The sequence below is a fragment of the Saccharothrix lopnurensis genome (assembly GCF_042658445.1).
Taxonomy (GTDB): domain Bacteria; phylum Actinomycetota; class Actinomycetes; order Mycobacteriales; family Pseudonocardiaceae; genus Actinosynnema; species Actinosynnema lopnurensis.
On record NZ_JBHSQO010000063.1, the window covers coordinates 17,285 to 41,917 of the forward strand.

21 protein-coding genes are annotated in these 24,633 nt (G+C 73.4%); 11 read left to right on the top strand and 10 right to left on the bottom strand.

Going from position 1 to position 24,633, the window contains the following annotated elements:
• Position 1 precedes the first annotated feature (1 nt).
• The 6 genes from ACFP3R_RS34515 to ACFP3R_RS34540 all read left to right on the top strand — a co-directional run bounded on the left by ACFP3R_RS34515 (position 2) and on the right by ACFP3R_RS34540 (position 9,547).
• Positions 2–3,748 carry an nSTAND1 domain-containing NTPase gene (locus ACFP3R_RS34515; RefSeq protein ID WP_380642629.1) on the top strand — a complete coding sequence of 1,249 codons (3,747 nt, stop codon included), beginning with the start codon at positions 2–4 and terminating at the stop codon, positions 3,746–3,748.
• The gene (locus tag ACFP3R_RS34520) at positions 3,745–4,122 is read left to right on the top strand and encodes a CU044_2847 family protein (protein WP_380642631.1); all 378 of its coding nucleotides are present in this window, start codon (positions 3,745–3,747) and stop codon (positions 4,120–4,122) included. Before ACFP3R_RS34515 ends, ACFP3R_RS34520 begins: the two co-directional genes overlap by 4 nt.
• Before the next feature lie 47 nt (positions 4,123–4,169).
• Positions 4,170–6,662, top strand: a complete 2,493-nt coding sequence (locus ACFP3R_RS34525) for a glycosyltransferase (protein WP_380642633.1) — start codon at positions 4,170–4,172, stop codon at positions 6,660–6,662.
• A complete protein-coding gene (locus ACFP3R_RS34530; protein ID WP_380642635.1) occupies positions 6,655–7,737 on the top strand; it encodes a glycosyltransferase family 4 protein in 1,083 nt (360 codons plus the stop codon). The genes ACFP3R_RS34525 and ACFP3R_RS34530 overlap by 8 nt, the downstream gene beginning before the upstream one ends.
• Before the next feature lie 307 nt (positions 7,738–8,044).
• Positions 8,045–8,497, top strand: coding sequence for an Imm1 family immunity protein (locus tag ACFP3R_RS34535; RefSeq protein WP_380642637.1), 453 nt, complete (start codon positions 8,045–8,047; stop codon positions 8,495–8,497).
• A 33-nt stretch (positions 8,498–8,530) separates the two neighbouring features.
• Complete coding sequence (locus ACFP3R_RS34540; protein WP_380642639.1) at positions 8,531–9,547, top strand: protein kinase family protein; 1,017 nt, start codon at positions 8,531–8,533, stop codon at positions 9,545–9,547.
• 62 nt (positions 9,548–9,609) lie between these two features.
• Here ACFP3R_RS34540 and ACFP3R_RS34545 read toward each other — a convergent pair whose 3' ends face one another.
• The 3 genes from ACFP3R_RS34545 to rfbB form a co-directional block, all read right to left on the bottom strand.
• Positions 9,610–10,344: a hypothetical protein gene (locus ACFP3R_RS34545; RefSeq protein ID WP_380642641.1), complete on the bottom strand. Its 735-nt coding sequence runs from the start codon at positions 10,342–10,344 to the stop codon at positions 9,610–9,612.
• Between the two features lie 103 nt (positions 10,345–10,447).
• The gene (gene rfbD, locus ACFP3R_RS34550) at positions 10,448–11,341 is read right to left on the bottom strand and encodes a dTDP-4-dehydrorhamnose reductase (RefSeq protein WP_380642643.1); all 894 of its coding nucleotides are present in this window, start codon (positions 11,339–11,341) and stop codon (positions 10,448–10,450) included.
• On the bottom strand, positions 11,341–12,333 hold the full coding sequence (gene rfbB / locus ACFP3R_RS34555; RefSeq protein ID WP_380642645.1) for a dTDP-glucose 4,6-dehydratase: 993 nt from the start codon (positions 12,331–12,333) through the stop codon (positions 11,341–11,343). The genes rfbD and rfbB overlap by 1 nt, the downstream gene beginning before the upstream one ends.
• 170 nt (positions 12,334–12,503) lie before the next feature.
• Between rfbB and ACFP3R_RS34560 the strand changes: the two genes are divergently transcribed.
• The 3 genes from ACFP3R_RS34560 to ACFP3R_RS34570 all read left to right on the top strand — a co-directional run bounded on the left by ACFP3R_RS34560 (position 12,504) and on the right by ACFP3R_RS34570 (position 16,086).
• Positions 12,504–14,039, top strand: a complete 1,536-nt coding sequence (locus ACFP3R_RS34560; RefSeq protein WP_380642647.1) for an LCP family protein — start codon at positions 12,504–12,506, stop codon at positions 14,037–14,039.
• 85 nt (positions 14,040–14,124) lie between these two features.
• Positions 14,125–15,318, top strand: a complete 1,194-nt coding sequence (locus ACFP3R_RS34565; protein ID WP_380642649.1) for an LCP family protein — start codon at positions 14,125–14,127, stop codon at positions 15,316–15,318.
• 57 nt (positions 15,319–15,375) lie between these two features.
• Entirely contained in the window at positions 15,376–16,086 is a 711-nt protein-coding gene (locus ACFP3R_RS34570) for a TIGR03089 family protein (RefSeq protein ID WP_380642651.1), read from the top strand.
• A gap of 63 nt (positions 16,087–16,149) precedes the next feature.
• On the opposite strand, the gene ACFP3R_RS34575 is transcribed toward ACFP3R_RS34570, so the two are convergent.
• A complete protein-coding gene (locus tag ACFP3R_RS34575) occupies positions 16,150–16,581 on the bottom strand; it encodes a DoxX family protein (protein WP_380642653.1) in 432 nt (143 codons plus the stop codon).
• A gap of 1,298 nt (positions 16,582–17,879) precedes the next feature.
• On the opposite strand from ACFP3R_RS34575, the gene ACFP3R_RS34580 reads away from it, so the two are divergent.
• On the top strand, positions 17,880–18,179 hold the full coding sequence (locus ACFP3R_RS34580; protein ID WP_380642655.1) for a hypothetical protein: 300 nt from the start codon (positions 17,880–17,882) through the stop codon (positions 18,177–18,179).
• 320 nt (positions 18,180–18,499) lie between these two features.
• Here ACFP3R_RS34580 and ACFP3R_RS34585 read toward each other — a convergent pair whose 3' ends face one another.
• From ACFP3R_RS34585 to ACFP3R_RS34610, 6 genes are all read right to left on the bottom strand, one after another.
• Positions 18,500–19,663 carry an acyl-CoA dehydrogenase gene (locus tag ACFP3R_RS34585; protein WP_380642657.1) on the bottom strand — a complete coding sequence of 388 codons (1,164 nt, stop codon included), beginning with the start codon at positions 19,661–19,663 and terminating at the stop codon, positions 18,500–18,502.
• Between the two features lie 36 nt (positions 19,664–19,699).
• The gene (gene purE, locus ACFP3R_RS34590) at positions 19,700–20,221 is read right to left on the bottom strand and encodes a 5-(carboxyamino)imidazole ribonucleotide mutase (protein WP_380642659.1); all 522 of its coding nucleotides are present in this window, start codon (positions 20,219–20,221) and stop codon (positions 19,700–19,702) included.
• On the bottom strand, positions 20,218–21,411 hold the full coding sequence (locus ACFP3R_RS34595) for a 5-(carboxyamino)imidazole ribonucleotide synthase (protein ID WP_380642661.1): 1,194 nt from the start codon (positions 21,409–21,411) through the stop codon (positions 20,218–20,220). The genes purE and ACFP3R_RS34595 overlap by 4 nt, the downstream gene beginning before the upstream one ends.
• A 71-nt stretch (positions 21,412–21,482) precedes the next feature.
• The gene (locus ACFP3R_RS34600; RefSeq protein ID WP_380642663.1) at positions 21,483–22,520 is read right to left on the bottom strand and encodes an ABC transporter permease subunit; all 1,038 of its coding nucleotides are present in this window, start codon (positions 22,518–22,520) and stop codon (positions 21,483–21,485) included.
• Positions 22,517–23,389 (bottom strand): ATP-binding cassette domain-containing protein, encoded by an 873-nt coding sequence (locus ACFP3R_RS34605; RefSeq protein ID WP_380642665.1) that lies wholly within the window; start codon positions 23,387–23,389, stop codon positions 22,517–22,519. The genes ACFP3R_RS34600 and ACFP3R_RS34605 overlap by 4 nt, the downstream gene beginning before the upstream one ends.
• On the bottom strand, positions 23,386–23,775 hold the full coding sequence (locus ACFP3R_RS34610) for a GntR family transcriptional regulator (protein ID WP_380642667.1): 390 nt from the start codon (positions 23,773–23,775) through the stop codon (positions 23,386–23,388). Before ACFP3R_RS34610 ends, ACFP3R_RS34605 begins: the two co-directional genes overlap by 4 nt.
• Before the next feature lie 315 nt (positions 23,776–24,090).
• On the opposite strand from ACFP3R_RS34610, the gene ACFP3R_RS34615 reads away from it, so the two are divergent.
• Positions 24,091–24,567: a ricin-type beta-trefoil lectin domain protein gene (locus ACFP3R_RS34615; RefSeq protein WP_380642669.1), complete on the top strand. Its 477-nt coding sequence runs from the start codon at positions 24,091–24,093 to the stop codon at positions 24,565–24,567.
• Positions 24,568–24,633: the final 66 nt, after the last annotated feature.

Genomic DNA, 24,633 nt, shown 5'->3' on the forward strand with positions numbered 1-24,633 from the left:
CGTGGTCGAACGGGCGTTGCTGCGGGTGCTCCGCGACGGCGAGCCCGTCGGCATGGGCTTCCTGGTCGGCCACGACCTGGCCGTGACCTGCGCGCACGTCGTGGTGGCCGAGGAGTTCGAGGTCGATTTCCCGATCGCGGGCGGCACGGCGCGGGCCCGCGTGGTGCACCGCCCCGAGGGCGTCGACCTGGTGGGCCTGGAGCTGGACCGCACGCCGGAGGGGGCGAGGGCGGTGCGCGTGGTGGCCGTGGACGACGTCCGCGACCACCGGGTGCGCACGCTGGGCGTGCCGGACGGCCGCCCGCACGGCCTGTGGTCGCGGGGCGTGGTGCGGGGCGCGATCGGCGGCGGGCGGCTCCACGTCGAGGACGACGCGCGCGGCGTGCCGATGCTGCGGGGGTTCAGCGGCGGCCCGGTGATCGACGACGACCTGGGCGCGGTCATCGGCATGGTCGTCGAGGTCGACGCGCTCCAGGGTCAGCGCATCGGCTACGCCCTGTCCGGCGCGACCCTGCACGACGCGTGGCCCGCGCTGGCCACCGGCCTGCCGAACCCGTTCCGCGGCCTGGAACCGTTCCGGCCGGAGGACGCCGACGTCTTCTTCGGCCGCGCGCGGCAGGTCGCGGAGCTGCGGGAACAGCTCGACCGCGACGGCGTCCTGGTGGTCACCGGGCCGTCCGGCTGCGGCAAGTCGTCGCTGGTCCTGGCCGGGCTGTTACCCGGCCTCGGCGAGCACGTCGTGGTCCGGCCCGCCGCCGGCGGCTCGCCGTGGAGCGCCCTGGCCACCGCCCTGGGCGTCGAGGAAGTCTCCCCCGACCGGGTCGAGGACGTGGTCGCCCGCCGCGCCGGCCCCCGCCGCTTCACGCTCGTCGTCGACCAGTTCGACGAGGCCCTGGCGCGCTTCCCCGAGGCGTCGACCGACCTGCTGGCCGCGCTGCTGGACGTGGCCGAGTCCCACCACCGCGCGCCGCGGGTGGACCTGGTGGTCACCACCACGGGCGGCCCGCTGGACCACCTGCTGGCCGATCCCCGGTCCGGGCCCCGGCTGGTCCGCCGCACCGCCACCCTGGCCACCCCCGACCCGGACGAGCTGCGCGAGGTCGTCGAGGGCCCGCTCCGGGAGCCGGGCACGCCCGTCCTGGAACCCGGCCTGGTCGACGTGCTGCTGGCGGACGTGGAGCGCGAGCGCAACCCGCTGCCGCTGCTGGAGTTCGCGCTGACGCTGCTGTGGGAGCGGCAGGAGCGCGGTGTGCTGACCCACGCCGCGTACCGGGAGCTGGGCGGGGTCGGCGGCGCGGTGTCGACCTACGCGGAGCGGGTGTGGCGGCGGTTCGACCCCGAGGAGGTGCGCCGGGCCCTGGTCCAGCTGGTCAGCCCGCTGCCGGAGGGCGGGTACGTGCGGCGGGTGGTGCCGGCGGAGCAGGTGGGACCCCTCGCGCCGGAGCTGGCCCGGACCCGGCTGGTGACGCTCGGCCCGGACGGCGTGGAGCTGGCCCACGAGGCGCTGGTCCGGCACTGGGACCGGCTGCGGGGGTGGGTGGAGGAGGCCCGCGCGTTCCGGCTGTGGCAGGACGGGCTGGACCGGCAGGCCGCCCGGTGGGAGGAGACCCGGGAACGCGGCCTGCTGCCGCGCGGCGGGGACCTGCGGCGGGCGCGGCGACAGGCGCACGAGCTGACCGAGCGGCAGCGGCGGTTCGTCAGGGCCGGGACCCGGGGCCTGGTCAGGCGGGTCGGCGTGCGGGCCGCGGTGGTGGTCCTGGTGGTGGGTCTGGTCGCCTCGCTCGGCTACCTGGTCCCCCGGTTCGCCGGGCAGCGCGACGAGGCCGGGGCGAACAGCGCGGCGGACGTCCTGTCCGGCCACGACGTGTCCACCACGTCCTTCGCGAACCGGCTCGACAAGACCCTGCGCGCCCAGCTGACCGCCGACCGGCTGGACACCAGGGAGGCCCTGCACGCCCTGTCCCGCTCCCTGCGCCACGCCGAGGTGGTGGTCCCGGGGTTCGGGATGCCCAGCCCCGACGGGGAACGGGTCCTGACCACCGGCGACGGGACGACGTCCGAGCTGCTGGACCTGACGACCTCGCCGGTGACCCGGGTGGTCCTGGCCGCCCCGGAGGGGGACGTCACGTGGGTGGGCAACGACCTGCTCGCCGAGGCGGGGAACCCGATCCGACTCCGCGACGGGCGCACCGGCGACGTCGTGCGCACCATCGACGCGCGGGCCTCGGCCGTCCTGGCCGATCCCACCGGCCGGTGGCTCGCCCACACCGACAACAGGGCGGAGGTGCACGTGGTCGACCTGGCGGCGGGCACCTCGACCACCCTGGCCGTGCCCGAGGGGTCGGGGCTCCTGGACCTCCTGCCGACGAGCGAGGTGCTGCTCCACCGCGAGCGGGGTCACGGCCTGCTGTCCGCCGCCGGCGTCCGCGACCTGGACGGCGCCGACTTCCGGGTGGTGGCGGCGTGGTCCGAGCCCGTGGCGTTCCGCTGCGACCGGGACACCTGGTCGGCGCGGGGCGCGTCGACCGGCCGGGAGCTGGCGCGCGTGTCCACCGGGGGCCTCCCGTGCGCCGGGACCGAGCCCCCGGTGTCCGGCTCCGACGGACGGGCGTGGGCGGTCGTGGAGGTGGCCGACCGGGCCGGGTCGGCCCTGCTCCGGCTCGCCGCCGGTGACGGGGGCGACGAGCTGAGGACGCTCGTGCCGGCGGGCGGCGAGGTCGAGGCGGTCACGCCGGGGCGTTCCGGCGGGTACCAGGTCCTGATGAGCTACCCGGGCGCGTTCCTGGTCGTCCGGGTGCCGCCGCCGGACGCGCTGGACCAGGCGTTCCGGCGGGCCGACGGCCTCCGGGCCACCCCGGACGGCGCCCACGTCCTGATCACCGGGCCGGGCGGCCGGATCGAGGTGTGGCGGACCGCCGACCGCGCGCTCGTCGCGCACCGGGACGGCGCCCTGTCCCCCGGGCGGCACCCCGCCGTCTCACCGGACTCCAGGACCGTCGTCCTGATCGGCGAGCACGGCACCGCGGTGCGGAACCTGCCCGACCTCGCCCCGCTCGCGGAGCTGGGTCGGGGTGCCGAGGAGGCGTTCCTCCTCGACGCCGACCGCGTGGCGGTGTGGCGCGGCGGTGTGCTGGACGTCCTGGCCGCGCGCTCCGGGGCGCCGATCGGCAGGATCGCCGGAGCGGTCGACTCCCCGTACGCCGTCGCGGCGGCCGCCGACGTCCTGGTCGTGGCGACCCGCGACCGCCTCCGCCGCTATTCGATCACCGGCGGCCGGGAGATCGACTCCGGGTTCGTGCCCGGTCCGGTGGGCGACCTGGCGGTGCACCGGGACGGCGAGGTGGTCGCGGTGGTCCGCGAGGGCGCCGTGCGGGTGTTCGACCTCGGGAGCGGCGAGCAGGTCGACGTCCTCCCGGTGCCGGTGGACCCGCTCCCGGTCCGCTTCCCCCTGCGGTTCCGCGACGACCCCGATGAGGTGGAGATCACCCGGGTCGGCCGCGACGGCGTCGGGATCACGCAGCTGTGGCGGCGGGACGCGTGGTGGGGCGACGCGCCCGTGGAGAACCTGGACGTGCCCGCCGGGCCCGTGCTCGTCGCGGACGCCCACCCGAGGAGCCTGGAGCCCGGCGACCCGGAGGGGTGGATCGCCCGCGTCTGCGCCCTCGTGGAGCGCAGCGGGCTGGAACTGGACCCCGGCGAACCGCCGACCGGGGCTTTCGACGGTGACGTCTGCGGAGGAGCGAAGTGACCGAGTACGTCGAGGTGCGCACCGAGGACGGCGAGCTGGTGCCGTTCGAGACCGACGAGTACGACGGCCCCGTCCGGGCCGGCCGGAACTGGGACCGGGTCCAGGAAACCCTGGAACAGGGTGTCGAGCGGGCCCGGCACGTCGCCCGCGTGGTGGCCGCCAAGGTCGCCGACATGCCGCCGCCCCGTCCCGACAAGGTGGCCGTGGAGATCGGGCTCAAAGCGGGTCTGAGCGGCGCGTTCGGCATCGCCAAGTCCACCGCCGAGGCCCACATCAAGATCACCGTCGAGTGGCACCGGGACGGGGTGCCCGCGTCCGCCCCGCCCGAGGACACCGAGTCGAAGCCGGCCCAGGACGGGGTTACCGAGGCGTAGGCCACGGTGACGCCCCGCTGCGGAGCGTGATGAGGCAGAGTTAGCGCGTGGAGCGAGCGAGCCTGCCCGACGTGTCGGTCATCGTGGTCAACTACCGCGGGGCCGAGGACACCAAGACGTGCCTGCGCGCCCTGTACGGGGAGCTGGACTACCCGGTCGACAAGCTCCAGGTCGTCGTGGTGGACAACGCCTCGGGCGACGGGGGCGCCGACGCCATCCGGGCCGCCGAGCCGCGGGCGGTCGTCGTCGAGGCACCGGCCAACCTCGGGTTCGCGGGCGGCTGCAACCTCGGCGTCGAGCACGCCCGCGGCACGGTCGTCGCGTTCCTCAACAACGACGCCAGACCTCACCGGGACTGGCTGCGCGCGGCCGTGCGGGTGCTGCGCGACGAGCCGGCCGTGGGCGCGGTCGCGAGCAAGGTGCTCGACTGGGACGGAAAGGCGGTCGACTTCGTCGACGGCGGCCTGACCTGGTTCGGCATGGGCTACAAGCGCCACGCCGGGCAGCCCGACGACGGCAGCCACGACGCGCCGCGGGACGTGCTGTTCGGCACCGGCTCGGCCCTGGTGGCGCGGGCCTCGGTGTTCCGCGAGCTGGGCGGGTTCGACGAGCGGTTCTTCATGTTCTACGAGGACGTCGACCTCGGCTGGCGGATGAACCTGCGCGGCTGGCGCGTCCGCTACGAGCCGACCTCCCTGACGTTCCACAAGCACCACGCGTCGATGTCCGAAGTGGACAGCAGCCGAGAGCTGTACCTGTTGGAGCGCAACGCCCTGGCCGCGCTCTACAAGAACTTCTCCGACGAGACGCTGGCGCGCGTGCTGCCCGCCGCGCTGGCCCTGGTGGTCCGCCGGGCCACCGCGCGCGGCGAGCTGGACCCGACCCAGCTGGAGATTCCCCGCCGACCGGCCGACCCGGCGGACGACCTCGCGCCCGTGCCCGTGCCGCGGCAGGCGCTGGCCGGGTTCCTGGCCGTCGACCAGTTCGTGGAGCTGCTGCCGTCGCTGGCGAGGTCGCGCCAGGTCGAGCAGGCCGCGCGCCGGGTGACGGACACCGACCTCGTGCCGCTCATGCGCAAGGCGCTGGAGCCCGCGTACCCGCTGCCCCGCTACCTCGCCGCGCACGACGTGCTGGTGGACGTGTTCGGGCTGGACGAGGTGTTCGGCAAGCCGCGCAAGGTGCTGGTGCTGACCGGCGACGTGATCTCCGCCCGGATGGCCGGACCGGCGATCCGGGCGTGGCACATGGCCGACGTGCTGGCGGGCGAGCACGAGGTGCGGCTGGTCACGGTCAACCCCGTGTGCGACCCGCCCGAAGCGCCGTTCGGCGTGCTCCGGGTGGCGCGCCGCGACCTGGAGCCGCAGGTCGACTGGGCGGACGTGGTGATCCTCCAGGGCCACGCGCTGGAGTTCGCGCCGAAGCTCAAGGAGGCGGGCTCCACCAAGGTCGTCGTCTGCGACGTCTACGACCCGATGCACCTGGAGTTGCTGGAGCAGAGCCGCGACGACACCGACGAGAAGCGGGCGGCCGACCTGACCGCCGTCACCCGGGTGCTCAACAACCAGCTCGAACGCGGCGACTTCTTCCTGTGCGCCTCGGAGCGGCAGCGGCACTTCTGGCTCGGCCACCTGACGGCGCTGGGCAGGCTCACGCCGTCGCTGTACGACCACGACCGCACCACGCGGTCGCTGCTCGCCGAGGTCCCGTTCGGCCTGCCCGGCAAACCGCCGCAGCGCACCGGACCCGGGCTGCGGGCGGAGCTGGGCCTGCCCGCGTCGGACAAGGTCGTGCTGTGGGCGGGCGGCGTCTACAGCTGGTTCGACCCGCTGACGCTGGTGCGGGCCGTGGACCGGCTGCGGGGCACCCGGCCGGACGTGCGGCTGGTGTTCCTGGGCATGAAGCACCCCAACCCGGAGGTGCCGGACATGGGCATCACCGGGCAGACGCGGTCGCTGGCCCGGCGGCTCGACCTGGTCGGCTCGCACGTGTTCTTCAACGAGACGTGGGTGCCCTACCAGGACCGGCAGAACTGGCTGCTGGACTCGGACGCGGGCGTGACCACGCACTACGAGCACGTGGAGACGACGTTCGCGTTCCGGACCCGCGTGCTCGACTACCTGTGGGCCGGGCTGCCGATCGTGACCACGGACGGCGACTCGTTCGCCGACCTGGTGCGGCGCGAGGGCCTGGGCGTGGTCGTGCCGTCGGAGGACCCGGTGGCGCTGGCCGACGCGCTGGAGCGGGTGCTCTACGACGCGGAGTTCGCCGCGGCCTGCGCCGAGCGGATCGCCGTGGTGCGGGAGCGGTTCACCTGGGAGAACGTGCTCGCGCCGCTGGTGGAGTTCTGCCGCAACCCCCGGCCCGCCGCCGACCGGCTGCCCGGGGCGTCACCCCTGGTGCGCAACCGGCCCCTGGCCAAGAAGGAGAGGGTGCTGCGCGACGTGCGGTTGGTGAGGGAGTACCTGGACGCGGGCGGTCCGGGCGAGGTCGCGCGCCGGGCGACCGGCCGGGTGCTGAAGAAGTTGCGCGGCCGTGGCTAGGCCGCTGCGGGTGCTGATCGACGGCACCCCCCTGCTCGGGGACCGGACCGGCATCGGCCGCTACACGGCGGCGCTGGCCGAGGAGCTGGCGTCGATGCCGGCGGTGCAGGTGCGGGCGGTGGCGTTCACCCTGCGCGGGTGGCGGGCGCTGCGGACCGTGCTGCCGCACGACGTGGTGGCGCGCGGGCTGCCGGTGGCGGCGCGGCTGCTGCGGCAGCTGTGGCTGCGGGGGCCGTTCCCGCCGGTGGAGTTCCTGGCCGGGACGACCGACGTGATGCACGGGACGAACTTCGTGCTGCCGCCCGCGCTGCGGGCCGGCGGCGTGGTGACGATCCACGACCTGGCGTTCCTCGACGCGCCCGGCGACCTGCCCCCGTCCGACCGGCGGTTGCCCGAGCTGGTGCAGCGGTCGGCGTCCCGCGCGGACGTCGTGTGCACGCCGACCCGCGCGGTGGCGTCGGTGGTGGCGGAGCGGCTGGGGGTGCACCCGGACAAGATCGTGGTGACCCCGCTGGGCGTGGACCCGGCGTGGTTCGCGGCCCGGCCGCCGTCCGACGCGCTGCGGGCCCGGTTGGGGCTGCCCTCGGAGTACCTGCTGTTCGTGGGGGCCGGTGGGCCGCGCAAGGGGCTGGGGACGCTGGTGGCGGCGCACGCGGCGCGCCCGGAGCTGCCGCCGCTGGTGCTGGCGGGACCGGGCGTCCGGGCCGCGGACGACCGGGTGCTGCGCACCGGCTACCTCAACGACGTGGACCTGCGCAGCGTGGTGGCCGGCGCGGCGGCGCTGGTGCTGCCGTCGCGGGACGAGGGCTTCGGGCTGCCGGTGCTGGAGGCGCTGGCCTGCGACGTGCCCGTGGTGTGCACGGACGTGCCGGCGCTGCGCGAGGTGGCCGACGGGCACGCGGTGCACGTGCCGGTCGGCGACGTGGAGGCGTTGGCGCAGGCCGTGGTGGACGCGGTGGAGACGCCGGGTGGACCGGCCGACCAGGCGGCGCGGCGGGCCCACGCCTCCGGGTTCACCTGGCGGAAGACGGCGGAGCGGACGGTCGAGGCGTACCGGATCGCGGCCGGTCGGTGACCCGGCGGCCGGTCGGTGACCCGGCTTCCCAGGATTGCTAGGAGGAGCCCCGCCCGGGGCGCTCCGGGACCTTCACCACGCCCCAGGACACCTGCCTCGACCCGGTCAGGGCGCACACGCGACGCAGGAACCTCCGGCGCTCGCTGTCGGAGCGGGGCGCGGACGCACCTGTCGAGGGCTCGGCCATGCGGGACAGGATCACGCAGTCCGCGAAGGCGAAACCAGTCCCGGCAACCACTCCTACCCCAATAGCGCAACACCACCCCTCGGGTGGTCACGCACCGCAGCCGCTGCCATGATGCCGCGCATGAGCTTCACGGCCGTGTGGCCGATCTCCGACCCGAACGACCCCGACGCCGGCTCCGATGTCGCCGACACGCTGACCGCTGGCGCGCCCGAGGACGTGGACGCGCTGCTGTCCCGCCTCGCCGAGCCCGGCGCCGGACCCGCCGTCCTCGAACACCACGACCGCGACCTCGTCACCGACACCGAGGGCCTGCTCGGCGCGCCCGGCGGCGCCGAGCTCCCCGACCACGACGTGGTCGCCGCCGTCCACGACGGCCGCGGCTACCTCGCCTACGCCGACCCGGAGCACGACCAGTCGACGCCGGAGGGCGACCCGGGCTCGCCGGGGCTCCGCTCGGAGTACGTCGACTTCCCGGCGGGCTCGGGCGTGCCGGTCGAGGTCCTGGCCGCCGCGCTGAAGGACTTCCTCGCCACCGGGCAGCGGCCCACCACCCTGCGGTGGCGGGAAGCCTGAACCCGCCGGACGCGATCGGGGCATGATCGGGGCATGTCGACGTCGACCGGCAGGCGTGCCCGGCACCACCACCTCTCCGCCCTGCTCGCGTCGTGCGACGACGCGGAGCTGGCCGCGCTCGTCGACGCGGCGGGGGCGGGCGACGTCGGCATCGGCGGCGGCTCGGCGGTGCTCGACGTCGACGGCACGCCGGTGTTCGTCAAGCGCGTCCCGCTGACCGGGGTGGAGCTGGCCCGGCCCCGCTCCACCGCGAACCTGTTCGACCTGCCGCTCTTCTGCCACTACGGCATCGGCGGCCCGGGGTTCACCGCGTGGCGCGAGCTGGCCGCGAACCTGGTCGTCACCGACGCCGTGCTGGCCGGCGGGACGGGCTCGTTCCCGCTGCTCCACCACTGGCGGGTGCTCCCCGGCCGGCCGCCCGTGGCGGCCGAGCACGCCGACGTGGACGCGGTCGTGGCCCTGATGGACGGGTCCCCGGCGGTGCGCGCCCGCCTCGAAGCGCTGGCCGCCGCGCCGTGCAGCCTGGTGCTGTTCTGCGAGTACGTCCCCCTGCCCGCGCTCGACTGGCTGCGCGAGGACCCGGCGGGCAAGGCCGAGGCGGTGGAGCGGCAGCTGGCGGACGTCGTGGCGTTCCTCCGCGAGCACCGGCTGCTGCACCTGGACGGGCACTTCGGCAACGTGCGCACCGACGGCGAGCGGCTCTACCTCACCGACTTCGGCCTGGCCACCTCGCCGCGCTTCGAGCTGTCGGCGGCCGAGCGGGAGTTCGTCCGGCGCAACGCCGGGCACGACGCCGACTACGCCGCCATGCGGTTGGTCAACTGGCTGGTGACCTCGGTGTGCGGGGTCCCGGTCGAGGACGGACCCCCGGTCGCGCGCAACGAGTACGTGCGCCGGTGCGCCGCCGGCCACGTCCCGGGGGACGTGCCGCCGGCCGTGGCCGCGGTGGTGGCCCGGCACGCGCCCGCCGCCGCGCGGATGAACGGGTTCTACTGGCGGCTGTTCGGCGGCGACGTGCACGCGGAGTACCCCGCCCCGGCGGACGGCTGAACCGACGAGGGGTGGACCGGCAGGCGGCGTTCACACCCGGCTGCGTTCACACCCGGCTGCGTTCAGACCCGGTGCCGCACCCACACGTTGGGCTCCACGTACACCGCGTGGTCGTGCGCGACCGACACGTGCACCGGCGCCAGCGCGCCCGGCACCAGCACCGGCCCGTCCCGGTCGAACGGCAGCCCGGTCCACGCCCGCCACCGGTCCAGCGGCGCGCACACGGTCGACGAGCACGCGGCGACCCCCTCGACCCGGCCGCCCGCCCGCACGTGCGTCCGCAGCCACCAGTCCGCGGGCAGCCCGTCCGCCCGCACCCGCGCCGCGTACTCCGCCATCGGCACGGCGGGCTCCGCGGCCTTGTCCGGCGGTCGCACCGGAACCACCAGCGAGGTCAGCCCGGCCGCGCGCACCGCCGCCCTCATCGCGCCCAGCACCACCGACGACAGCCCGCGCCCCGCGCGAGAGGGGTGCACGGCGATCTCCAGCGCGCACGCCGCGTCGCAGGGCACCCCGTCGAGGGCGTCCTCGGCCGTCCACACGGCCGCCTCGTCCCAGCCCGAGGGCAGGGGCTCCCGGCCCGCCGACGAGTACGGCACCACGATCCCCCGCGCCACCGGCCGCCCGTCCTCCAGCGCCGCCACCACCAGGTGCGGCCACCGCCGGACCACCCGCCGCCCCCGGATCAGCAGCGACGCCAGGTCGCCCCGCATGAACGCGGGCGAGTCGGGCGGGTAGGGGATGTCGTAGGTCGCCGACGCCAGATCGGGGCGTTCGGCCAGGGTGACGGTGTCCACCGGGACACCGCACCAGAACCGGCCCCTCGGCGCCAACGGCGAGCCCGACCGCCGCGCGTGGCGGTGTGCGCCGGAACCCCGGTCGGGGCGCCGGCGCGGCGGCTCAGGGCACCGCGCGCGCCGCCACCGCCGCGGACAGCGCTTCCCGCCAGTGCCGCAGCGGCGGCAGGCCGACCTCCTCCCACGCCTTGCCGGACAGCACCGAGTAGGCGGGCCGCCGCGCCGGGCGGGGGAAGTCGTCGGTCTTGGCCGGCAGCACCCGCGCCGGGTCCAGGCCCAGCTCCTCGAACACCGCCCGCGCGAACCCGCACCACGTGGTCTCGCCGTCGTTCGTGGCGTGGAGCACCCGCCGGGCCGGACCGCCGTCGACGACCAGCGAGGCCAGCGACACCAGCCCGCGCGCGAGGTCGAGCGACCACGTCGGCGACCCGACCTGGTCGTCCACGACGGACAGCGTGTCGCGCGACCCGGCCAGGCGCGCCACGGTCTTCACGAAGTTCGACCCGTGCTGCCCGTACACCCACGCGGTGCGCACCACCCACGAGCGCTCCCACGTGGCGAGCACCCGCTGCTCCCCCACGAGCTTCGTGCGGCCGTACGCCGAGCGCGGCCCCGTCTCGTCGGAGGGCTCGTACGGCCGCGTGCCGTCGCCCGGGAACACGTAGTCGGTCGACACGTGCAGCAGCGGCACGTCGTGCTCGGCGCACCACCGCGCCAGCGAGGCCGGCCCCCGCGCGTTGATCGCGAACGCCCGGTCCTCCTCGGTCTCCGCGGCGTCCACGGCCGTGTGGGCCGCCGCGTTGACCACCACCGGCCGCAGCCCGGACCCGCGCGCCAACGCGGCGAAGTCCGCCACCGCGTCGGCCACCGCCGTGTCGTCGGTCACGTCCAGCTCCGCCGACGACGGCGCGCGCACCAGCCCGTCCGCGGGCCCGACGGCCACCATGTCGTGCCCCAGCTGACCGCGACCGCCGGGGACCAGGAGTGCGAGCGCCATCAGCCGGCCAGCGCCACGCGCTGCTTGAGGGGCTCCCACCAGGCCCGGTTCTCCCGGTACCAGCGGACGGTGGCGGCGAGGCCCTCGGCGAAGTCGACCCGGGGCGCGTAGCCCAGCTCGGCGCTGATCTTGGAGATGTCCACCGAGTAGCGGCGGTCGTGGCCCTTGCGGTCCTCGACGGGCTCCACGGACGAGGCCCAGTCGCGGCCGGTGGCGACCAGCAGGCGCTCGGTCAGCTCCCGGTTGGTCAGCTCGGTGCCGCCGCCGATGTTGTAGATCTCGCCGCCCCGGCCGCCCTCCAGCACGAGCTGGATGCCCCGGCAGTGGTCGTCCACGTGCAGCCAGTCGCGGACGTTGAGGCCGTCGCCGTACAGCGGGACCTTGCGGCCGTCCACGAGGTTGGTCACGAACAGCGGGATGACCTTCTCGGGGAACTGGTACGGACCGTAGTTGTTCGAGCACCGCGTGATGCACACCGGCAGGCCGTGGGTGCGGTGGAACGAGCGGGCCAGCAGGTCCGAGGACGCCTTGGCGGCCGCGTAGGGCGAGTTGGGCTCCAGCAGGTGCTCCTCGGTCCACGAGCCCTCGTCGATGGTGCCGTAGACCTCGTCCGTCGAGACGTGCACGAACTTGGCCACCCCGGCCTCCAGCGCGGCCTGGAGCAGCACCTGGGTGCCCAGCACGTTGGTCAGCACGAAGTCGGCCGAGCCGTTGATCGAACGGTCCACGTGGGACTCGGCGGCGAAGTGCACCACCACGTCCACGCCGCGCATGACGTCCACGACCAGCTCGCGGTCGCAGATGTCACCCCGGACGAAGCGCAGCCGCGGGCTGTGGGCGACCGGCGCCAGGTTGGCCTCGCTGCCCGCGTAGGTGAGCTTGTCCAGCACCACCACCTCGGCGTCGGCGTAGGCCGGGTACGAGCCGCCCACCAACTCCCGCACGTAGTGCGAGCCGATGAACCCGGCCCCACCCGTTACCAGTACGCGCATGCTCGGTTCCTCCTAATGGCGGTACGGGTGACGAAGTCTGTCACGGTTGATAACAGTGCAACCCACCACGTTGTTACAGCGTCTCCCGTATACAGGGAAAAGTGGGGCGAGGCTCACCCGCCCGTCATCAACCTTGACCAGCGGTCAAGCACCCGGGGGAGGCAGGGCAAGTGGACGTGCGTCCGCCCAAGGCGGCCGGTGGACCGGCTGCTCTGCGTGTGCTCGTGCTCACCGGGCGTTCACTGCTGGCGCTCCTGTCGGCGGTCGTGCTCGTCGTCACGTGGTACGGCTGGTACCACCTGGGCGGCATCGACGAGGGCATGACGACGACCGACGTGATCTCCTCCTCGGTGGCCGAGCAGACCGAGGGCGTGGCCCGCAAGCCGCTCGACGGCGCGGTGGACATCCTGCTGGTCGGCGTGGACAGCCGCACCGACGCGCAGGGCAACCCGCTGTCGGACGAGGTGCTGGCGCTGCTCAACGGCGGGGTGGCGGACGGCACGCTGAACACCGACACGATGATCCTGGTGCACGTGCCCCAGGACGGCACCCGCGCGGTGGCCATCTCGTTCCCGCGCGACTCGTACGTGGAGATCGCCGACGGGTTCGGTCAGCACAAGCTCAACTCGGCCATGGCCCGGCAGCGCAACGAGACCGCGCAGGAGCTGCGCGCGGAGGGCGTGACCGACGAGGCGCGCATCGAGCGGGAGTCGATGCAGGCCGGCCGCCGCACCCTGATCAAGACCGTCGAGGGGCTGACCGGCGGCGCGGTGACCATCGACCGGTACGCCGAGGTCAACCTGGCCAGCTTCTACGAGGTGACCAAGGCCATCGGCGGCGTCGAGGTGTGCCTGAACGCCGACACCAGCGACCGGGACTCGGGCGCGGACTTCCGCGCGGGCAGGCAGACCGTCTCCGGCGCGCAGGCGCTGTCGTTCGTCCGGCAGCGCGGCGGGCTGCCGGGCGGTGACCTGGACCGGATCGTGCGGCAGCAGGTGTTCATCGGCGCGCTGGCCCAGAAGGTGCTGTCCACGGGCACGCTGACCGACTTCGACAGCCTCGACCGGCTGGTGACCGCGGTGAAGAAGTCCGTGGTGCTCAGCGAGCGGTGGAACATCACCGAGTTCGCCGAGCAGATGCAGGGCCTGGTGTCGGGCAACATCCAGTTCCGCACGATCCCGGTGGGTCCCCCGACGGACACGTGGAGCGACGGCAACGTGCTGCCGGTCGACCCGGCGCAGGTGCGCCAGTTCATCAAGGGCCTGGCCGCCGAGCCGACGTCCTCGTCTCCGTCCGCGTCGACCACCACCACCGCCGCCGCGCCGCCGAACTCGGCGATCACCGTGCGCGTGTTCAACGCGGCCGGGGTCTCCCGGCTGGCCGCCACCGTGCTGGACATCCTGGTGGAGCGGGGCTTCGACGACGGCGGGGCCGCGACCGGGACCTACGCCGAGACGTCCGTGGTCCGGCACGCGCCGGGCGAGCTGGCGAGCGCCGAGCAGGTGATCTCGGCCCTGGGCGGTAACGCCGAGGCCGTCGAGGACGACACGGTGCCACGGGGGCAGGTCGAGGTGCACGTCGGCGCGGACTACTCGCCGCCGGGGCAGTCCGACCCGGCAGCGGCGGGCGGCACCGAGTCGACGGGGTCGTCCGCGCCGAGCTCCACCCCGCCGATCACCGCCGACGGCGTGGTCTGCGTGAACTGAACCCACCTCCTGGTGAACCCGGGCGTCCGACCGGCCGAGGGTGGTTAGCCTGAACGGACGGACGCGAGGGTCGGGAGGAACGCCGGTGAAGGCCGCGGTGGTGATCGGGCGCACGCTGTTGGTGGTGCTGTCCGCGGTCGTGCTGGCGACGTCGGGGTACGGCTGGGCCACGCTCCAGCGGGTCGAGGAGAGCGTGAACAAGACCGACGTGCTGGAGGTGCTCCAGGACGTGCCCAACGCGCCGCCGGTGGAGGACGGCGCGACCGACATCCTGGTGGTCGGCAGCGACAGCCGCACCGACGCCCACGGCCGGCCGCTGCCGGACGACGTGCTGCGGCGGCTGCGCACCGAGGCCACCGACACGCTCAACACGGACACGATCATCGTGCTGCGGGTGCCCGAGAACGGCGGCCAGGCGCACGCCGTGTCCATCCCCCGCGACACCTGGGTCACCCTCCCCGAGTACGGCGAGGAGAAGATCAACGGCGCGTACGGCCTGACGAAGCTGCGCACCATGGAGCGGCTGGCGTCGGAGGGCGTGCCGCTGGAGGAGCGGTCCCGGCAGGGCGACCAGGCCGGGCGGCGGGCGCTGGTGCAGGTCGTGCAGGACCTGACCGGGGTGCGGGTGGACCACTACGCGGAGGTCAACCTCTACGGGTTCTACCTGCTCACCGAGGTCATCGGCGGGGTGGAGGTGTGCCTGCGGGCGCCCACCTCGGACCCGGACTCGGGCGCGGACTTCGCGGCGGGCGTGCAGACCATCTCGGGCGGCGACGCGCTGTCGTTCGTGCGGCAGCGCAAGAACATCCCCAACGGCGACCTCGGCCGGATCACGCGGCAGCAGGTGTTCATGTCGGCGGCCATGTCGAAGCTGCTGTCGGCGGGCACCCTGGCCGACCCGGCGCGGCTGTCGGGGCTGCTGGACGCGGTGAACAGGTCGGTCGTGGTGGACGAGGGGTTCGACCTGGCCACGTTCGCGGCGCAGGCGCGGGGGCTGGCGGGCGGGAACGTGGAGTTCGCGACCATCCCGGTGACCGGGTTGGGGGTCCCCAACGAGCGCGGGCAGAGCGTCGTGACGGTCGATCCCGCGCAGGTGAAGGCGTTCGTGGCGCAGGTGCTGGGCGAGAAGACGACCACCCGGACGCCGCCGCCGACCACCCTGACGCCGACCACCACCACCCCGGCGCCGACGACCACGCAGGGCTTCGGCGGGGGTGGGCGGGTGGCGCTGGACGGGCGGGCGCGGGTGGCGCTCCAGGGGCCGCCCTGCGTGGACTGAGGGCGCCGGGCCCGGGTCCTGCGAGCCCCGGACCGGCCGGCGTGGCATGGTTGATCCATGACCGTCACGGATGCCCTGTTCGCGCCCCTGTTCGCGGCGAACCCCGGCCGTCCCCTGATCACCCATTACGACGACGCCGCGGGCACCCGGGTGGAGCTGTCGCGGGCGACCGTGCGGAACTGGGCCGCGAAGACGGCGAACTGGCTGCGCGACGAGCACGACGTGGAGCCGGGCGACCCGGTGGCGGTGCTGCTGCCCGCGCACTGGCAGACGGCCGGCGTCCTGCTCGGCGCGTGGTGGTGCGGCGCGGCGGTGACGGACGACCCGGCGGGCGCGAAGGTGGCGCTCGTGGCGCCCGGCGCCGACGCGCCCGGCGCCGACGCGCCCGGCGCCCCGGTGACGGCGGTGGTGTCGCTGCACCCGATGGGCCTGGGCAGCGGCGCGCCCGTGGACTACAACGACGAGATCCGGGTGTTCGGCGACGACTTCGCGCCGTGGGAGCCGGTGCCCGGTTCGACCCACGCCCTGCTCAAGTCCACTGTGGACGAGGTGGTCCAGGAGGCGCACCACCGCGCGGAGACGCTGGGCATCACCACCACCTCGCGCGTCCTGTCCACTTTGGACTGGTCCCTGCCGGACGGTCTGCTCAACGGCTTCCTCGCCGTGCTGGCCGGCGGCGGTTCCCTGGTGCAGTGCAGCAGCGCCACGCCGGACCTGCTCCCCGCGCGCCGCGTGGCCGAGCAGACCACCCTCGACCTCGTCGGCTAGGACCCGGCCGGTCTTCCCGCCCCCGCCCCCGCTCCCGGGAGGAGGCGGGAGGACCGCCGGCGGTCAGGCGGGCTGCGGCTGCCTCGCCCGCGCCGGCCGGGTGACCGAGAGCGAGCCCGGGTTGAACCCGATGGCCAGCGAGGCCGCCGCGAGCACGAGCACGTACTCGTAACCGCCCTGGCCGAGCAGGCCGTTGGGCAGGTGCACGATGACCAGCGCGCCGAGCATGGCGAACGCGAGCAGCGCGCCGAGCATGGCGAACGCGAGCAGCGCGCCGACCACCGGCGTGGCCACGCCGAGGATCAGCAGCGCGCCGCCGACCAGCTCGACGACCGCGGTGAACCAGGCGGACAGCGTGGGCAACGGCACCCCCATCGCCGCGAACCCGGCGGCCGTGCCGTCCATCCCCGACTCGACGACCTTCTGCCAGCCGTGCGCGATGAACACCACGCCGAGCCCGGTGCGCCCGATGAGCGCGGCCACGTCCTTGATCATTGACGACTCCCCTTCGTGTTCGACCGACCTCCGCAAGCTATATGAACCTTCAACGACTTGACCTGGGTCGACAGACACCCGACAGGGACTCCACAGCGGCTCGACAGGACCGGTCCGGCCTCCTGGTCCCGGCGGCGAGCACGGCGACAGCGGACCTCCGCTCAGCGGTCCCGTCGTGGTTTCCCGGAAGAACGGTCCCCGAGGTCTCTCCGGTCGTGCCGTGACCCGAACCCACCCCTTGAGCAGCGTTCACGATATCACAACCAGCTTAATCCGGCCGGCCTTTCACAGGTCTAAATGACCTCTTATCCGAACAAAAGCAAACATTCCGGATGACCCAAAACAGCACTTCCTCCACCGGCCCACCTCTCGATAGTTTTCGACTATTCTCGGCACCCCCTGAAATCCAACGGCATGCGAGCAGCACGACGTAATATCCCGCGCTCATCGAGAGTGCTCCCAACAGCTCACCGATTCGGCGACAAATCCGTCACGGCAGGCGGTCACCGCTACCGGCAAGCAATGACCCGCCATGTGACCGGCTTGACCGCGTACACCGGCAGCCCTTGCCCCATCCCCTGCCGTCGGTGGTGCGGCGCCTCGCCCGTTCGGAGGAGTGCCAACCCGGCGGCCAGACGCGAACGAAGTGGGCCCGGCAAGCCGGGGTGGATGCCACCTCGGTGTCAGTACAACAGGCCCGTGCGGCACCGACGGCGGCGCACCTCGGCTCCGCGCAGCCGAGCTCAGGAGTAGATCAAGTCAAGACCTTTCGTCAGCCGCAGCGACGCTCAAGCGGTTGACGTGCACCAACGCCGGGTACACCACAGTAACGAAACCATGGTCAGGCACGACTTGGTTACACAGGCATGCGCCATGAACGAACACGCCGGGTAGGTCAGATGTAACGATATGCAACCAGGGGTCTACTGACTGGGACGACCTGTACCCCGATCAGGTGGTCTAGTGCATAGTCGAAACGAAGCCCTTTGCTCCGCTCGATGTACTGCCGACAGCTAGTACAGGAGGCGTACAAGAGTGGTCGGGGTAACCGGCGAGATCCGAGACCTGCTGGACGATCTTGAACAGCAGGGTTGGAGGGTAGTACGTGGCAAGTACTGGAAATGTTACTGTCCGTGTCCAGAAAAGCACTGGAAGACTGTCCACATCACACCTTCGGACCCTCGCTATCTCATGAACCTCAAGGGAAAGTTGAGGCGCGATACCTGCTGGAAGGAGGGTGGCGAGTGAAGAGGTACTGGACCGAACTCCGTACTCGTGTGCGCACAGGAACCGGCGACGTGGACGTTGAAGTGCTGGAGGCGCACCTCGAAGAGCTGATGGACGTGCTCATGGACGAGCCAGGTGCCGTCGACCCCGATCTCACTGCCACGTTGACCACGGGCCAGGTGACCATTTCGATGGCCATCGACGCGGAGAGTGACGGCGAAGCACTTGAGCGTGCTCTGGTCATCGCTCGATCAGCAGTGCACAAGACCGGCGGCTTCACACCCACATGGACTCAAGCGCCCAAAGACCAGGTCGGTTTCGACGAAGGCTTCGACGCAAGCGTTCGATTGGCCGACCTCAGCGCTTGTTGATTTCATGTACCAACATTCAGTTTCAGCAGCCGGTCAGGGTGTGGTCGAGCTGCTCAGTGATGCGGCCGCACGCCTCACAGAGGGTGCGACACCCTGCATTGGCGCTGCCGCAGGAAGACACTGAGCAGCATTGCCTCTCCGGCCACGTGGCCTCTCCGCGTTGACGCAACCGTCTGCCACCGGCTTCACCCTCCGCAGCCCTGCCAGTCACAAATGGGCGCGGAAGGCGGTCGACGGGTGTTCGGCTTTCAAGATCACGGCCCGGAGGCGGCCTGATCATGAAGACCAGGCACCTCCAGGCCGCGACAAAACCAGCCGACCTAGCCCTTGAGCAGCGCCCTCGACATCACGACCCGCTGCACCTGGTTGGTCCCCTCGTAGATCTGCGTGATCTTCGCGTCCCGCATCATCCGCTCCACCGGGAAGTCCCGCGTGTACCCCGCCCCGCCGAACAGCTGCACCGCGTTCGTCGTCACCTCCATGGCCACGTCGGACGCGAAGCACTTCGCCGCCGCCGTGATGAAGCCCAGGTTCGGCTCGCCCCGCTCCGCCTTCGCCGCCGCCACGTAGACCATGTGGCGGGCCGCCTCGACCTTCATCGCCATGTCGGCCAGCATGAACTGCACGCCCTGGAAGTCGGAGACCGCGCGGCCGAACTGCCTGCGCTCCTTGGTGTAGGCGATGGCCTGCTCCAGGGCGCCCTGCGCGATGCCCACCGCCTGCGCGCCGATGGTCGGCCGGGTGTGGTCCAGGGTCCGCAGCGCGGTCTTCAGACCGGTGCCGGGCTCACCGATGATCCGGTCCGCCGGGACGGCGCAGTCCTCGAAGTGGATCTCCCGGGTCGGGGAGCCCTTGATGCCGAGCTTGCGCTCCTTCGACCCGACCACGAAGCCGGGGTCGTCCCGGTGCACCACGAACGCCGAGATGCCCTGCGACTTCTTCGGCGCGTCCGGGTCCGTCACCGCCATCACGGTGTACCAGGTCGACTCGCCCGCGTTGGTGATCCAGGACTTGGACCCGTTGAGCACCCAGTGGTCGCCGTCGAGCCTGGCCCTGGTGCGCATCGACGCCGTGTCGGAGCCCGCCTCGCGCTCGGACAGCGCGTAGGACGCCATCGCGGCGCCGCTCGCGATGGACGGCAGGACCTGCCGCTTCAGCTCCTCGGACGCCGCCAGCAGGATCGGCATGGTGCCCAGCTTGTTCACCGCCGGGATGAGGGAGGACGACGCGCAGACGCGCGCCACCTCCTCGATCACGATGCACGTGGCCACCGAGTCGGCGCCCTGACCGTCGTAGACCTCCGGGATGTGCACGGCCGCGAAACCCGACTTGACCAGGGCGTCCAGCGCCTCGGAGGGGAAGCGCTCCCGCTCGTCCACGTCCGCCGCGTGCGGCGCGACCTCCTTGTCGGCCAGCGAGCGGACCGCCGACCGCAGCTCCTCGTGCTCCTCGGCGAGCTGGTAGGTACCGAAGCTCGGGTCCACGTTAAGTTACCTCCCGGTAGGGCCTCTACCAGGATGTTAGCGCGCGTTCACGCCCCTGTCCGCTGTGCCGTCCGCAACAGCCCGCAGGGCCGCGTCCTTCTCCAGCACGAGGTCGGCCAGGGCCTCCTGGAACTCCGCCATCCTCCCGGCCAGCACCTGGTCGGACGCTGCCAGCACGCGCACCGCCAGCAGGCCCGCGTTGCGGGCGCCGCCGACCGACACGGTGGCCACCGGCACGCCCGCCGGCATCTGGACGATCGACAGCAGCGAGTCCATCCCGTCGAGGTACTTCAGCGGCACCGGCACGCCGATCACCGGCAGCACCGTCGCCGAGGCCACCATGCCCGGCAGGTGCGCCGCGCCACCGGCCCCGGCGATGATCACCTTCAGCCCCCGGGACGCCGCCGACGCCGCGTAGTCCAGCATCCGCTGCGGCGTGCGGTGCGCCGAGTACACGCCGACCTCGTACGGCACGCCGAACTCGGCCAGCGCCTCGGCGGCGGCCCCCATCACCGGCCAGTCCGAGTCGCTGCCCATGATCACGCCGACCTGCGTCACCGCTGCCCCCCGTGGATGTCGTACCCGTCCAGCCACACGCCGTCGGAGAGCCAGTGCGCGGCGAGCCCCGCCCGCCGCCGCACCTCGTCCATCCGCTCACCGAGCACGGTCACGTGGCCGATCTTGCGCCCCGGTCGCTCCGCCTTGCCGTACAGGTGCACGCGCGCGTCGGGGAACCGGGCGAACAGGTGGTGGAGCCGCTCGTCGGGCCCCATCTCCGGCGGGGACTGCGCGCCGAGCACGTTGGCCATCACCACGGCGGGCGCGACCAGGTCCGTCGCGCCGAGCGGGTAGTCCAGCACGGCGCGCAGGTGCTGCTCGAACTGCGAGGTCCGCGCGCCCTCGATGGTCCAGTGGCCGGAGTTGTGCGGCCGCATCGCCAGCTCGTTGACCACGAGCCCGTCGGCGGTCTCGAACAGCTCCACGGCCAGCAGCCCGACCACGTCCAGCTCCGCGGCCACGGTCAGGGCCAGCTCCTGGGCCCGCTCGGTCAGGCCGTCCGAGTCGGGGGCGGGCGCCAGCACCTCGACGCAGATGCCCTCCCGCTGCACGGTCTGCACCAGCGGCCAGGCCGCGCCCTGCCCGAACGGCGAGCGCGCGACCAGCGCGGCCAGCTCGCGGCGCATCGGCACGCACTGCTCGACCATCAGCGGCGTGCCGGCCTCCAGCAGCTCGGGCACCACGCGCTGCGCGCTCTGCGGCGTGTTCAGCATCCACACGCCGCGGCCGTCGTAGCCGCCGCGCACCGCCTTGAGCACGCACGGCCACCCGTGCTCGGCCCCGAACCGCAGCACGTCGCCCGGCTCGCGCACCTCGGCGAACGGCGGCACCGGCAGCCCCAGCCCGGCCAGCCGCACCCGCATGACCAGCTTGTCCTGCGCGTGCACCAGCGCGTCCGGTCCGGGGAGGACCTTGACCCCCTCGGCGGCCAGCGCGCGCAGGTGCTCCTGCGGCACGTGCTCGTGGTCGAAGGTGACGACGTCGCAGGACTTGGCGAACCCGCGCAGGGCCTCCAGGTCGGTGTGCCCGCCCAGCTCCACGTCGCGGGCGACGAGCGCGGCGGGGTCGGAGTCCGATTCGGCGAGCACGCGCAGCGACTGGCCGAGCGGGACGGCGGCCTGGTGCGTCATGCGCGCCAGTTGGCCGCCGCCGATCATGCCGACTACGGGGAGGCGAGTACGGGAGTCCACGGTTCGGTGAGTCTACCTGCACAAACAGGAGGTCCCGCACACCCCCGGCAGGTGCGGGACCTCCCCCTTCGTCACACCCGGTGCATCCGCTTGACCCACCAGAAGGTCAGCACCAGCAGACCGGCCGCGAACGCGGTGTAGACGCCCAGCTCGACCAGCTGGAAGGGGACCACGCGGTCCGGGGGGTGGTGGTCGACGAACAGCTGGACCACGCCCTGGTCGGCCAGGCAGCGCCCGTACTCCTCGGGGCCGCTGTTCGGCGTGGCGCAGGCGGTGTGGGACACCTCCACCTCGGCGCCCGCCGCGTTCAGGTAGCCCACGTCCACCACCAGGTGGTCCACGCCCGGCCAGACGTCCCCGCTCGATCCGCCCGCCACCGGGTCGAACGGCATCGCGGTGCGCAGCGGCGTCGCGTAGTAGGGCCGCCACAGGCTCGCCACCAGGCCCCGGACCACGAAGAACACGCCGAACGAGAGCCCCATGGACAGCACCGTGCGGCGGGTGACCGCGCTGAGCGCGAGGCCGAGCGCGAACCCGAACAGCGCGTAGCCGACCTGGACGTGCGGCACCACCTCGAACGCGTCGCTGTCGAACGACCCGAACCGCTGCCCCGCGGCCGAGTGCGCGTTCACGGTGTTCAGCAGCACCACCACGGCCGCGCCGAGGCCCGCCGACAGCCCCGCGGCCGCCGCGCCGAGCAGCACGACCTTGCCCGTCAGCCAGCGGACCGGGGTCAGGTCCTGGGTCCACACCACCAGGTGCGTGCGCTGCTCGTACTCGCGGGCCAGCAGCGGGGCCGCCCAGAACACCGCGACCAGCACGCCCGTCATCAGCGGGGCGAGCGCCAGCGCCCGCGCCACGCTGTCGTAGGTGTACTCGTCGAACAGCAGCGAGTGCCGCGCGTGGCCGGTGGCCTCGACGTGCCAGGCCACGCCCAGCGCCAGCGCCGACAGGCCGACCGCGATCGCGGCCGTGCCGCCGACGGTCCAGCGGTGCTGCCGCCAGGTCAGCCAGAGCAGGTCGCCCCAGCCGACGCGGGCGCGGGTGGCCGCCGGGGCGACGGCCTCGGCGGTCGTGGTGGTCGTTGCGGTCGTGGTGGTGGGGGTCATGCCCCGAACCCCTTCCGGGTGGCCGCGAGCTGCGCGAGCACGTAGTCCTCCAAGGTCACCGGCCGCTCGCGCCAGGGCCCGGCGACGACCGGCCGCGGGTGGTCCTCGGGCAGCTCGACCAGGAACGTCGACTGGTTGCCCCGGTGCCGCGCCTCGACCACCCGGCCGAGCGCGGGCGGCACCTCCGAGCGCGGACCGGTGTAGCTGACGTGGCGGGCGAGCAGGTCGTCCAGCTCACCGCCCGCGAGCAGCCTGCCGTGCGCGAGCAGCAGCAGGTAGTCCGCCACGCCGCCCAGCTCGGCCACCACGTGGGTGGACAGCAGCACGGTCGTGCCGGTCTCGTCGACCTCGGCCAGCAGCTCGGCGGTGACCTCGCGGCGGGCCAGCGGGTCGAGGTTGGCCAGCGGCTCGTCGAGCATCAGCACGTCCGGCCGGGACCCGACCGCCAGCGCGAACGCCACCTGCGCCTGCTGGCCGCCGGACAGCCGCCCGCACGCCCGGTCCAGCGGGACCTCGAAGCGCTCCAGCCAGCGGCGGGCGCGCGGCTCGTCCCACACCACGTTGAGCCGCGCGCCCAGGCGCAGCGCCTCGGCGGCGGTGAAGTTCCGGTAGACCGGCTTGTCCTGGGACACGAACGCCACCCGGCCGGCCGCGACCACCGACCCCTCGTCGGCCCGCAGCAGGCCCGACAGGACCGTCATGAGCGTCGTCTTGCCCGCGCCGTTCGCGCCGACCAGCGCCGCCACCCGCCCCCTGGGCAGCTCGAACGCGCACTCGCGCAGCGCCCACCTGTCCTTGTAGCGCTTGCCCAGCCCCTGCGCGCGCACCGCGACCGCGGTGGTGTCGACAGGTTCGACCACGGTCGTCATGCGACCGCCACCCCTTCCCCGTTGGCCAGCACCGACCGCACCAGGGCGTCGATGTCCTCGGCGTCCAACCCCGCCTCGCGCGCCTCGCCCACCCACACGGCCAGCCGCGCCCGCAGCGCGGCCATCACCTCGGGCGAGGTCGAGCCGAGACCCGCCTTCACGAACGTGCCCGACCCCTGGCGCGCCTCGACCAGGCCGGACATCTCCAGTTCCCGGTACGCCTTGAGCACCGTGTTCGCGTTCACCCCGCTGGTCGCGACGACGTCGCGCACGGTCGGCAGCCGGTCGCCCGGCCCCAACCACCCCAGGCGCAGCGCCTCGCGGACCTGGCGCACCAGCTGGAGGTACGCGGGGAGGCCGCTGGCCCGGTCGACGTGGAACTCCACCCGGCGCCTCCAAATTGTTCTGGTCAACTAGGACACCGCAACACCGTTCAGGAAGGTCCGAGGGGTTGTCAAGCCGCCACCGGGCCCGAGCGGCCCGGCGCTCCGAGCGGGGCCCCTCCCCGGATCGGGTGAGGGCTTTCCACCCCGGGGCGTCACCGCCCTCCGCGTCCGTGACCGTGTCCGTGACCGTGACGACGCCCGCTCCGACCGGACCGGGTCATTTCCCACCACCATGGTCTTTCCGCCGCTCGCGGGCCCCTGCCGGCGCTTTTACTCGACGGTGCGCACGAACCCGGACACCGGAAGGAAGAGCTGATGACACTCGGACGGATCCTCGCCGCCGCCGTTGCCGCCTCGGCACTGCTCGCCGCACCGATCGCCAACGCCGCCCAGCCCGACACCCGACAGGACGAGTGGGTGATCCGGAGCGACACCAGGGTGGACGACGTGTGGGACCAGACCAACTGGGCGTGGGACCCCGACTTCCCGGTCATCCCCCACCCGTACCACGGGGAGAACAACCAGAAGTGGTACATCGCCGACGACGGCACCATCAAGAGCAAGGCTTACGGCTGGTGCGTGACCTCGATCAGCGGCAGGCTGGCCGGGCGGGACTGCGACGGTTCCGCGGAGCAGCGGTGGGTGGGCGGCTCCTACGACGGCTACCGCACCTGGCTGTTCGAGTTGGGCGACACCGACCACTGCGTCACGCACAACGGCGTCTACAAGGAGCTGGTCCTCGCGCCGTGCGAGCCGGGTCGGGCCGACCAGCGCTGGATCATCGGCGAGTAGCGGCCGGGAGCGCGTCGGCCGGGAGCGCGTCGGCCGGGAGCGCGTCGGCCGACGCGCCGCGCCCAG